The 12,421-nt window shown below is 48.4% G+C and carries 10 protein-coding genes; all 10 read left to right on the top strand.

Annotation, left to right across the window (positions count from 1 at the left end):
* Positions 1-69 precede the first annotated feature (69 nt).
* On the top strand, positions 70-855 hold the full coding sequence (locus ACKX2L_RS07350; RefSeq protein WP_497551070.1) for an MBL fold metallo-hydrolase: 786 nt from the start codon (positions 70-72) through the stop codon (positions 853-855).
* A gap of 185 nt (positions 856-1,040) precedes the next feature.
* Complete coding sequence (gene alaS, locus ACKX2L_RS07345) at positions 1,041-3,692, top strand: alanine--tRNA ligase (RefSeq protein ID WP_497551069.1); 2,652 nt, start codon at positions 1,041-1,043, stop codon at positions 3,690-3,692.
* A gap of 65 nt (positions 3,693-3,757) precedes the next feature.
* A complete protein-coding gene (locus tag ACKX2L_RS07340; protein ID WP_497551068.1) occupies positions 3,758-5,050 on the top strand; it encodes a polysaccharide deacetylase family protein in 1,293 nt (430 codons plus the stop codon).
* 139 nt (positions 5,051-5,189) lie between these two features.
* On the top strand, positions 5,190-5,366 hold the full coding sequence (gene rpsU / locus ACKX2L_RS07335; protein ID WP_497551067.1) for a 30S ribosomal protein S21: 177 nt from the start codon (positions 5,190-5,192) through the stop codon (positions 5,364-5,366).
* A gap of 93 nt (positions 5,367-5,459) precedes the next feature.
* Complete coding sequence (locus tag ACKX2L_RS07330; protein ID WP_497551066.1) at positions 5,460-7,052, top strand: peptide chain release factor 3; 1,593 nt, start codon at positions 5,460-5,462, stop codon at positions 7,050-7,052.
* 271 nt (positions 7,053-7,323) lie between these two features.
* Complete coding sequence (recA, locus tag ACKX2L_RS07325; protein WP_497551065.1) at positions 7,324-8,394, top strand: recombinase RecA; 1,071 nt, start codon at positions 7,324-7,326, stop codon at positions 8,392-8,394.
* On the top strand, positions 8,391-9,029 hold the full coding sequence (locus ACKX2L_RS07320; protein ID WP_497551064.1) for a regulatory protein RecX: 639 nt from the start codon (positions 8,391-8,393) through the stop codon (positions 9,027-9,029). Before recA ends, ACKX2L_RS07320 begins: the two co-directional genes overlap by 4 nt.
* Positions 9,030-9,224: 195 nt before the next feature.
* Positions 9,225-10,721, top strand: a complete 1,497-nt coding sequence (gene rny, locus ACKX2L_RS07315; RefSeq protein WP_497551148.1) for a ribonuclease Y — start codon at positions 9,225-9,227, stop codon at positions 10,719-10,721.
* Positions 10,722-10,889: 168 nt separating this feature from the next.
* Positions 10,890-11,468 carry an NUDIX hydrolase gene (locus ACKX2L_RS07310; protein WP_497551063.1) on the top strand — a complete coding sequence of 193 codons (579 nt, stop codon included), beginning with the start codon at positions 10,890-10,892 and terminating at the stop codon, positions 11,466-11,468.
* Positions 11,465-12,415 (top strand): PIN domain-containing protein, encoded by a 951-nt coding sequence (locus tag ACKX2L_RS07305; RefSeq protein WP_497552963.1) that lies wholly within the window; start codon positions 11,465-11,467, stop codon positions 12,413-12,415. Before ACKX2L_RS07310 ends, ACKX2L_RS07305 begins: the two co-directional genes overlap by 4 nt.
* The last annotated feature ends 6 nt before the right edge of the window (positions 12,416-12,421 follow it).

Genomic DNA, 12,421 nt, shown 5'->3' with positions numbered 1-12,421 from the left:
AGATGGGTAAGATCATTTTACTTTATTCAATTAATAAAAACTTTCCCCGTTTTGGAGGTACTTTAAAGTATGATAAGAGTAACCTTTGTCCACCAGAACTGTTTTGTGGTGGAATTAGACCACCACCTTCTGGTCTTTGACTATATTCCTGACACGGCCCTTCTGGACTGTCAGCCCCCGATCCGTCTACACGGCCATCTGCCTCTTTTGCCGGAGGACAAGAAACTTTACTTCTTTGTGACCAATAGCCAGAAGGATTCCTATGATCCTAAGATCTTTGAATGGCTCGAGACAAGAAAAGACACGGTCTACATTTTACCGAGAGATCTGAGGATCGACGCTTCGACCAAAAGAAAATACGGTCTTTCCATGTCTTCCCGGAAACGGGTGAGGAAGATGGGTGTTCGGCAGAACTTAGAAGTCGGGGATCTGGAAATATATACCTTAAATCCCAATACCATAGGAGTCGCTTACTTTGTGACTTGCGAGGGTCTCAGGATCTACCATGCCGGGGATCTGAACTGGTGGAACTGGGGTGTGGAGCGCGAACTTTACAGCCAGATGAGCGGAGCCAATTACAAGAGGGAGCTTCGTCATCTGAAGGAAAAGCATATCGATCTGGCCTTTGTGGATCTGGATGGAAGGCTGGGAGAGGGCGCAAGGCTTGGGATTTCCTATTTCTTAAGACATATTCCGGCAGACCTCGTTTTCCCTATGCATCTTTGGCAGGATTACGGCCAGATCCGGGCCGTAAAGGAGGATCCGGAATTGAGAGGCCTTGCGGATAAGGTGGTTTCCATCGACCGGGAGAATATTGTCTATGAGATCCCGGATGACAGGAGATCTCCTTCATAAAAGGTTTTTGAAAGGAAAGAAGATTGAACAGAAAGTCCCCGAAAGCTTTACAAGACGGGATCAATCTCTTATAATTTAAACGTTTGTTATCACTATGATTATTGCGAGAGTTCCGAAACAGAAAAAACCAAGCGTAATCATTTTTATCCTAAAACTGGCCATATTGGCATGAGAGGTTTTCATCCATGAAGTACGGAGTAAATGAACTCAGAAAAATGTACCTGGATTTCTTCGAAAGCAAGGGACACCTTGTCATGAAGAGCTTTTCCCTGGTACCCCATAATGACAACAGCCTTCTCCTGATCAATGCAGGAATGGCTCCCCTGAAGCCCTATTTCACGGGCCAGGAAATCCCGCCGAGAAGACGTGTTACCACCTGCCAGAAGTGTGTAAGAACCGGTGATATCGAGAATGTCGGTAAGACCGAACGTCATCTGACCTTCTTCGAAATGCTGGGAAATTTCTCCTTCGGTGATTATTTCAAGACCGAAGCCATTCACTGGAGCTGGGAATTTCTGACAGAGGTTCTGAAACTGGATCCTGAGAGACTTTACGTCACGATCTATATTGATGACGATGAAGCATATAAGATCTGGCACGACGAGATGAATGTTCCTTCCGACCACATCATGCGGATCGGCCGGAATGCCGACGGCTCTTCCGATAACTTCTGGGAGCATGGCGCAGGCCCCTGCGGTCCCTGCACGGAGATGCACTATGACCGTGGTGAGAAGTATGGCAATGGTCCGGAAGATGTTCTTGGCGGCGAAGGCGACCGCTTCATGGAGATCTGGAACAATGTCTTCACCCAGTTCGAGGGCGACGGACATGGCGGTTATACCGAACTGTCTCAGAAGAATATCGATACCGGCATGGGCCTCGAGCGTCTGGCAGTTGTGATGCAGGATGTGGAGTCCGTTTTCGATATCGATACCATGGTAGCCATTCGAAATGCCATCTGTGACCTTGCCCATAAGACCTATAAGGAAAATGAGAAGGACGATGTCTCGATCCGTCTGATCACCGACCATATCCGTTCGGCAACCTTCATGGTATCCGACGGCATCCTGCCTTCCAATGAGGGTCGGGGCTATGTTCTCCGCCGTCTGATCCGCCGGGCTGCCCGTCATGGCAGAATGCTTGATATTCAGGGAAGCTTCCTGGCAAAACTGGCTGACGTTGTTATCGAATCCTCCAAGATGGGATATCCGGAGCTTGCCGAGAAGGCCGCTTTCATTAAGAAGGTCCTGACCAAGGAAGAAGAGCAGTTCAATAAGACCATTGACAAGGGACTGGAGATGCTTTCCGAGCATGAGGATGCCCTGAAGGCAGAAGGTAAGACCGAACTTTCCGGTGAGGATGCCTTCCGTCTCTATGATACTTATGGTTTCCCTGTAGATCTGACTGCTGAGATCCTGGAAGAGAAGGGCTTCACCTATGACAAGGCCGGCTTTGAGGCCTGCATGGAAAAGCAGAGGAAACAGGCTCATGATGCCCGGAAGGAAACCAACTACATGGGAACCGATGCATCGGTTTACCAGGAGATCGATCCGGCCATCACATCGACCTTTGTGGGTTATAATGCAAATCTGGACCATGACTCTAAGATCTCTGTTCTGACCACAGAATCTGAGATCGTAGATGCCCTGACCGAGGGCCAGAAGGGTACGATCATTGTAGATGAGACTCCTTTCTATGGCACCATGGGAGGTCAGCTGGGTGACCATGGCCGTATCTATAACGAAGATGGAGAATTCCGTGTTGAGGATACCATCCATCTTCTGGGCGGCAAGATCGGACATGTCGGCGTCATGACCAAGGGTTCTCTTACCGTAGGATCCAAGGTCCATCTGTCTGTGGATAAAAAGAGGAGAAATCTGATCTCCAGAAACCATACCGCAACTCATCTCTTACAGAGTGCTCTGCAGAAGGTCCTGGGCGATCATGTGCAGCAGGCCGGTTCCGAGAATAAGGAAGATCGTCTGCGTTTTGACTTCACGCATTTCTCGGCGATGACCGGGGAAGAACTGAAGAAGGTGGAAGACCTGGTCAATGAGGAAATTGCCAAGGCTCTTCCGGTACATACCGAGGTCATGTCTTTGGAGGATGCCAAGAAGACTGGTGCTATGGCACTGTTCGGTGAGAAGTATGGCGATAAGGTTCGAGTCGTAAAAATCGGAGACTTCTCCGTAGAGCTTTGCGGTGGAACCCATGTTTCCAATACCGGCGAGCTTGGCGCATTTAAGATCCTGTCCGAGTCCGGTGTAAGTTCCGGAGTCCGCCGGATCGAGGCTGTCACATCCGATGGTCTCCTGGCATATTATGAAGGAGAAGAAAAGCTTCTCCATGAAGCCAGCGAAGCTGCCAAGGTAACTTCGGCAGAACTTACCGAGCGGATCGTTAAGATGCAGGAAGAATTGAAAGCTCTGAAGTCGGAAAACGAGTCTCTGAAAGCCAAGGCTGCTCAGGCAGCAGCCGGTGATGTTATGGATCAGGTTCAGGATGTCAAGGGCGTGAAGCTTCTGGCAGTTCATGTGCCTAATGTCGGCGGCAAGGAGCTTAGGGATCTCGGCGACTCCTTCAAGGAGAAACTCGGATCCGGTGTGATTGTGATCGCTTCCGAAGCAGACGGTAAGGTCAACCTTCTGGCCATGGCTACCGATGACGCTGTATCACGTGGTGCGCATGCAGGCAATCTGATCAAGGCCATTTCCGGTCTGGTCGGCGGTGGCGGCGGCGGACGTCCTAACATGGCTCAGGCCGGCGGCAAGAAACCGGAAGGAATCGATGCAGCCTTGGAGAAGGCAAAGGAAACTTTGGCAGAACAGCTGGGTTGAATATGATAAGGCCGCCGGGACAAGTCCAGACGGCCCTTTTTTCGGAGTGTCAAAGGAATAGTACTATGAATCAGACCATATCAGGATCCAATCCGAAATCAGGCGGAAAGCCGATGAAGGGAAGAAAGAGAAGAAAAAGGGCCGTACGGATTTGCTTTTATTTTCTGATCCTTTTTTCGGCTTTGCTTTTGATTTTGATGCTTGTCAACCGGCCTGTGATCCATATCGATCTTTCCGGGCCGTCAACAAAAAAGATCGATTATTCGACCGATTATAAGGACCCCGGCGCCAAGGCTTACCGGACCGGCAGCCTTTTTACCTTTCTTCATAAGGACCTGCCGGTTCATACACATGGCAAGGTCGATACGAAGAAAGTCGGGACCTATAAGATCACCTATCAGGCTTCCTATGGTCGTTCGCACGCTTCTGTCGTTCGAAAAGTTGAGGTCGTAGATCGAAAAGCCCCGGTCATTACCCTTTATAACAACCCGGATATTAAGACCATGGAAGGCCAGCCCTATCAGGAAGAGGGTTACAAGGCAGAAGATGATTATGACGGCGATCTGACATCCAAGGTAACAGCCAGGGAGAAGAATGGCAAAGTCTATTATACCGTCAAGGATTCTTCGGGAAATGCAGGCCATGCCGAACGAAAAGTGGTCTATGCTCCAAAGGAAAGCGAAAAGCCGAAAGCGGTGGAAGGTCCCACGGGGGCAGGAGACGAAAAAACCATCTATCTGACTTATGATGACGGTCCCGGGCCTTATACCGACCAGGTCTTGGAAACCCTGGCAAAATATAATGTTAAGGCTACCTTCTTTACGACTTCGGTTAATTCGGATTACAGAGACCGGATTGCCAAAGAAGCGGCAGCTGGCCATACGGTTGCCATCCATACCTATTCGCATGATTATGCGAAGATCTATGCAAATACCGCTGCCTATTGGGCGGATTTCGACCGGCAGAATGCTGTCCTGAAGGAATTGACCGGACATGGCAGTACCCTCTTCCGTTTTCCGGGAGGAAGTTCCAACCTGGTCAGTAAGAAGTACACACCGGGTATCATGACCACTCTGGCAGAGCAGGCCGAAGAGAAGGGCCTGACCTATTTCGACTGGAATGTTTCTTCGGGAGACGGCGGAAATCCGCTGCCTACGGATACCGTCTTCAATAATGTCATCACGCAGGTAACAAAGAATACTGCCAATGGACATCCATCCGTTGTTCTCCAGCATGATACCAAGCTTTATTCCGTAAATGCCATCGGCCGGATCATTGAGTGGGGCCAGGCGAACGGTTATCATTTTGAACCTTTGAGTAACTGGTCCTACAATGCCCACCACCATGTGCAGAACTGACTTGACGAAAAAAGTTGATAAAGCACCTTGACGGATCAGGAAAGTGTGAGTATACTAACTTAAGTGCGTTGATTTCGTTTATAACCGATTCAGCTATACGCATAATCTTAAAAGCTGGAGGGAGGTTTGGTTCGAGAATATGGCAACTGTTATTGTAAAAGAGAATGAATCTCTTGACAGCGCCCTTCGCAGATTCAAGAGAAGCTGCGCAAAGGCAGGCATTCAGCAGGAAATTCGTAAGAGAGAGCACTATGAGAAGCCCTCTGTAAAGCGGAAGAAGAAGTCTGAAGCTGCTCGTAAGAGAAAGTACAAGTAATTCCGTTCGGAGTTCCTGTATCAGGGAAGAATCAAATCTGAGAACCTCGTCCTAGGACGGGGTTCTTTCCATGTAGAGGAAAAGGAGAAAAAAGTGGCAAGTTTACGTGAAGAAATCGAGAAAAGGCGGACCTTCGCCATTATTTCCCACCCCGATGCCGGTAAGACGACTCTGACAGAGAAGTTCCTTCTCTACGGAGGCCAGATCAATCAGGCCGGTTCGGTCAAAGGAAAGGCAACTGCCAGACATGCGGTATCCGACTGGATGGAGATCGAGAAACAGCGTGGTATTTCTGTAACATCCTCCGTTCTCCAGTTTAACTACAAGGGCTATTGCATCAATATACTGGACACGCCGGGACACCAGGATTTCTCGGAAGATACCTATCGAACCCTTATGGCCGCAGACTCTGCCGTCATGGTCATCGACGGCGCCAAGGGCGTGGAGCCCCAGACCAGAAAACTTTTTAAAGTCTGCGTCATGCGGCATATACCGATCTTCACCTTTATCAATAAAATGGACCGGGATGCCAGAGATCCTTTTGAACTTATGGATGACATCGAAAAGGAACTGGGGATCGATACCTGCCCGGTCAACTGGCCCATCGGTTCCGGTAAGGAATTCCGTGGCGTCTATGACAGAAAGAGCCGGAATGTTCTTCTCTATTCCGATACTTTAAAGGGAACCAAAGAGGGCGTGGAAGAGGATCTGTCCATTGATGATCCTGCTTTAGCCGGGGCCATTGGCGACCAGGCCTTATCCAGGCTGAACGATGAGATGGAACTTTTGGACGGCGCAGCAGTGCCTCTGGATATGAAACGGGTTGCAAAGGGCGAAGAGACTCCGGTCTTTTTCGGATCCGCCCTGACCAATTTCGGCGTGGAGACCTTCCTTTGCCATTTCCTGGATATGACGACATCCCCCCTGCCCCGTCAGTCCGACCAGGGAGAGATTGACCCCTTTAATCCGGATTTCTCGGCCTTTGTTTTCAAGATCCAGGCCAATATGAATAAAAACCACAGAGACCGGATCGCCTTCATGCGGATCTGTTCCGGAAAGTTTACAGCCGGTATGGATGCCTATCATGTACAGGGCAAGAAGATGGTCCGTCTCTCCCAGCCTCAGCAGATGATGGCAGAAGAGCGGAAGATGGTGACAGAGGCCTATGCCGGTGATATCATCGGTATTTTCGATCCCGGCATTTACAGTATCGGTGACACCCTGACTTCATCCAAAGACCACTTTGCCTTTGAAGGGATCCCGACCTTCGCACCGGAGCACTTTGCCCGCTGCCGCCTTCTGGATTCCATGAAACGAAAACAGTTCGTCAAAGGGATCAACCAGATCGCCCAGGAAGGTGCCATCCAGATGTTCCAGGAATATAAGGGCAACATGGAAGAGATCATCGTCGGCGTTGTCGGCGTCCTTCAGTTTGATGTTCTGAAATTCCGTCTGCAGAGTGAATACAATGTAGAGATTCTTCTGGAAAATCTTCCCTATGAGTACATCCGCTGGATCCAGAATCCGGATGAGATCAATGTAGACCAGATCGCCGGTACCTCGGATATGAAGAAAGTCCTGGATATGAAAGGCAGACCCTTGCTTCTCTGGGTCAACGAGTGGTCGATCGGCATGACCCTGGATCGAAACAAGGGCTTGAAACTCGAAGAATTTTCGAGAAACTGACCGGATCAAAACAGATCATGTCAGCTGACTTTTCACCGGGATGACAGGCTGGATATTATCACCGGCCTATGCTTCATGATTTCTTTAGATTCTTCGGTAAAAATTTAGAATTCCAATCGGCATGGGAAGAAAATTTCCGTTAAAATAAAGAAAAGAAATTCCCCGGACAGGATTGACAGGAAGATCGAACTGGTTTAGGATAGGAACAGTTCAATCGAACAGTTGTTCGATATCTTCCTGATCCGGAATGCATGATGAAAAGGAGATTGAAATGGCGGGAACAAAGGATAAGAATGATCGCTTGAAAGCACTGGATGCAGCGATTGCGCAGATAGAGAAGCAGTACGGCAGGGGCTCTGTCATGAAACTCGGGGACAATTCCCAGAATATGAAGGTGGAAACAGTTCCAACAGGATCCTTAAGCCTGGATATTGCCCTGGGACAGGGCGGACTTCCCAAGGGCCGTGTGGTAGAGATCTACGGACCGGAATCTTCCGGTAAGACGACTCTGGCCCTGCACTGCCTGGCTGAAGTACAGAAGAGGGGTGGTATTGCAGGATTTATCGATGCAGAGCATGCCCTGGATCCGGTCTATGCCCGGAATATTGGCGTGGATATTGATAATCTCTACATCTCCCAGCCGGACAGCGGAGAACAGGCTTTGGAAATCTGCGAGACCATGGTTCGTTCCGGTGCGGTCGATATCGTAGTCGTGGACTCGGTTGCTGCTCTGGTTCCCAAGGCAGAGATCGACGGTGAGATGGGAGATTCCCATGTCGGCCTTCAGGCCCGCCTCATGTCCCAGGCTTTGCGGAAGCTGACCGGTGTGATCAGTAAGACCAACTGTATTGTGATCTTCATTAACCAGCTCCGTGAAAAAGTCGGTATCATGTTCGGTAATCCCGAGACAACGACCGGTGGCCGTGCCTTGAAGTTCTATGCTTCCGTACGTCTGGATGTCCGCCGAATCGAATCCATTAAGCAGGGCGGCGATATCATCGGCAACCGTACCCGTGTCAAAGTGGTGAAGAATAAGATCGCGCCGCCTTTCAAACAGGCGGAATTCGATATCATGTTCGGAAAGGGCATTTCTAAGGAGGGTGATATCCTGGATATTGCTGCCAACCTGGATATCGTCAATAAGTCCGGTGCCTGGTACGCATACAAGGGAGAGAAGATCGGTCAGGGACGTGAGAATGCCAAGGACTATCTCCATCAGAACCCTGCTGTTTGCATGGAGATCGAGAATCAGGTCAGAGCACATTATGGAATGGATGCAGACCTTCTGCCGGATGATACAGATACGGACAGCGATCCCTTGAAAGAAGAGAAAGAAGAATGATGATCATCAGGGAGATTCTTCCCTGTCCGAATTCAAAACAAAGAAGCCGGATCTGTCTTGACGATGGAACCGGCTTCATTCTCTATCGGAAAGAGATCTATCACTATGATTTGAAAGAAGGACAGGAGTTAAGCCGGGAGATCTATCAAAAGATCTTACAGGAGATCATGATCCCGCGGGCGAGAAAAAAGGCCATGCATCTTCTGGAACAAATGGACCGAAGTAAGGCAGAGCTTTCCAACCGCCTGAAGGAAGCCGGATATCTGCCGGAAGCAATCGAAAATGCCATATCCTACGTCGAATCCTTTCATTACATTGATGACGAGCGTTATGCGAGAAATTACATCCGCTATCATCAGGAGGCAAAGAGCAGAAGACGCCTGAATCAGGATCTGAAGAAGAAAGGAATCTCCGATGAGATCATTCGTCTGGCCATGGAAGAAGAGAATCAGACAGATCCGAAAGATCAAATCCGAAAACTTCTGGAGCAAAAGCATTATAGTCTTTTTGATCCGGATGGCAGGATCTGCCGGAAAGAGGAGGCCAGGGCCTGTCGATTTCTGGCTTCCCGAGGCTTTGAGACAGGGGATATCTTGGATGTCATACATCGTTTTCAAGAGGAAAACTTTCAATGAGCCTATGCACCGGCATTGACTTTAATTCTGTGAATATGTACAATAAAACTGTTGTAAGTTGAATAATATTTCATATATTTTTTCAAGTTTTCAATACAGTTAACCGTACATAGACAATTGAATAGAGGAGGTGCTCCTGTGGAGGTAGTAATTACGATTGTTGTTGCTATCGCATGTTTTGCAGTGGCATTCTTCATTGGCAAAAGATTATCGGACATGCAGCATGCAAAAGATGATGCAGAAAAGATGGACAGTGCTGAGAAGAAGGCCAGGAAAATCGTTGATGATGCGATAGAAGAAGGAAATGCCAAGAAGCGTGAAGCATTACTGGAAGCCAAGGAAGAGAATCTGAAGACCAGAAATGATCTGGAAAAGGAGATCTCAGAAAGACGTTCCGAGATTTCCAAGAATGAGAGACGGGTGCAGCAGAAGGAAGAGAATTTGGACCGGAAGCTGGAATCTTGCGCTCAGAAGGAACAGGCTCTTAACAAAAGAGAGGAAGATCTTCGAAAGAGACAATCTGATTTGGATAAGCTTCATCAAAAGAGAATACAGGAGCTCGAGAGAATTTCGGGTTTGACCAGAGACCAGGCAAAGAAAACACTCTTAGACTCTTTGGAAGCAGATGTTCATCTGGATGCAGCTAAGCTTGTGAAGGAAACCCTGGCAGCTGCGAAGGAAGATGCCAATAAGAAGGCAAAGGATATTCTTGTCACTGCCATTCAGAAGTGTTCGGCAGATCATGTGGCAGAGGCTACGATCTCAGTGGTCCAGCTTCCAAATGATGATATGAAGGGAAGAATTATCGGACGAGAGGGAAGAAATATTCGTACCCTGGAGACCTTGACCGGAGTAGAATTGATCATTGATGATACGCCGGAAGCCGTTGTCCTGTCTGCCTTTGATCCGGTTCGCCGGGAGATCGCAAGGGTCGCCCTGGAGAAGCTGATCGTGGATGGACGGATCCATCCCAGCAGAATTGAGGAAATGGTAAATCAGGCCAAGAAAGAAGTGGATAATACGATCCGGGAGGCCGGTGAAGAGGCTGCTTTGGAAGCCGGTGTTCATGGCTTGCATCCGGAACTGATCAAATTACTCGGAAGAATGAAATTCCGAACCAGTTATGGTCAGAATGGCTTAAAGCATTCGATCGAAGTTGCAGAACTCTGCGGCCTTTTAGCAGTTGAAGTTGGTGTCGATGTCCGTATGGCAAAACGTGCCGGTCTGCTTCATGATATCGGTAAGGCAGTAGATCGGGAAAGAGAAGGATCCCATGTACAGCTCGGTGTAGAAATTGCCAAGAAGTATAAAGAGGATCCGGTCATTGTCAATGCGATCGCATCCCATCACGGAGATGTAGAACCGGAAAGCCTGATTGCATGTCTTGTACAGGCTGCAGATACCATCAGTGCCGCTCGTCCGGGTGCTCGCCGTGAGACTATGGAAGCCTATACTCAGCGTCTGACTCAGCTGGAGGAGATTACCAACAGCTTTAAGGGTGTTGAAAAATCTTATGCCATCCAGGCAGGCCGTGAAGTCAGGATCATGGTGATTCCGGATCAGATCGACGATGCCGGCATGGTGCTTCTTGCAAGAGATGTTGCTAAGAAGATCGAGGCAGAAATGAAGTATCCGGGCCAGATCAAGGTCAATGTAATTCGTGAATCTCGAGTGACTGATTACGCAAAGTGATTCCATCCAATGAAATTTAAAGTCGGTAGAAAGCAGTTCTATCGTTCATATCAGGCAGCAGCAAACAGAAAATGAAAAAGAGGCAGCTGGCATTATTGCGGGCTGCCTCTTTTCTCTTTTCGATCAGCGGGCTATGTATCAGGCGAAGGAAGGCAGAATCGAAACAGCATGGAAGACTATTTAAAAGATAAGCATGTCGTACGGGTAGACCGTAAATTAATCCATAGAGGATCTATTTTAGATATTTATGAGGATCAGATGCTTCTCCCGGACGGAGGTCATGAGACCTGGGACTTTGTTTCTCATCGCATGGGAGCAGCAGCGGTCCTGGCAGTAAAAGAAGACGGGAAACTGATTATGGTCCGGCAATACCGGCCGGCACTGGATCGCTGGACTTTGGAGATCCCTGCAGGATCCAGAGATTCCCTGGAGGAAGATACCAAAGTTACAGCACAAAGAGAATTGGAAGAAGAGACCGGATATCGCTGTGAGGGCCTCGAAAAACTACTATCGTTAAAGACTACGGTAGCCTTCTGCAATGAATTTATCGATGTATATCTGGCAGAGGGTTTAAAGGTGAAGAAGGAACAGAAACTGGATGAGTCGGAAGTGATCCGGCTGGAAGAGTGGGATCTGGATGATCTGATCGATCAGATTGGCCAGGGGAAGATCCAGGATTCCAAAACCGTTTCTGCGATTCTTGCCTACCGGGTCTTGTTATATCAAAGGAACAGGACAAATGTATGAGTGTATATTTAATTGATTATGAAAACGTGCATTATGCCGGATGGGAAGGCATAGATAAGCTGACAAAAGAGGATGAAGTGATCCTTTTTTACAGCGAGAATGCATCGACCATTCCCATGGAATTACATATCAAAGTGGTGAATTCCGGTGCAAATCTCCGCTATATTCATGTTGCAAAGACGGCCAAGAATTATCTGGATTTTCAGCTTTCAGCCCTGTCCGGCTATCTGGTTGCCCAGACCAATCAGACGGAATTTGTTGTCGTATCGAAGGATACCGGCTTCAATGCGGTCGTAGATTTCTGGAATCACCAGGATTTTGCCGGGCGGGAAGTACGCTTTAGCAGAAGAGAACAGATCGCGGAAGTTCCTGCAGTAAAAAAAGCTGCTCCGAAGAAGGCAGCCAAAAAGACAGAAACATTGAAGACAGAACCAAAGAAGACAGAACCAAAGCAGACAGCAACAAAGAAGATAGAACCAAAGAAGACAGAAACAACGAAGATAGAAACAAAGAAGGAAGTGAAGCAGGGAACTTCCAATCAGACTCCTGTAAAATCGGAAGAGAAGAAGTCGGAAGAGAAGAAACAGGCCGATGACGGTCGGCAGGCTGCAGCACAGACAACAGACAAAAAGAAGGCAGCAAAGAAGGCAGCAAAGAAGGCAGCAAAGAAGGCAGTCAAGCAGGCAGATTCCCCGAAAACTGCCCTTCCTCCTCTTACGTCCCAGCAGAAGGCGGAGATCCGTGCTGCCGTGAAGCCTTTTAAGCTGCCACCCAGCAGTTATACCAAGATCTATCATGCATTCAAAAGCACTGGTGATAAGAATGCTTATTATTCTGCCATCGTAAAGACCTTAAATGATCAGAAACTGGGATCCTTGATCTATAAGGCCACCCGGAAGACTTTTGACAAGGCACAGGAACAGGCAGGCCTGAATAAGCAGGCATGAACAGGC

Origin of the sequence: Porcibacter vitabionis (assembly GCF_046263795.1) — a bacterium.
GTDB lineage: Bacteria > Bacillota > Clostridia > Lachnospirales > Lachnospiraceae > Lachnocurva.
This window is presented reverse-complemented; position numbering and strand designations above follow the sequence as displayed.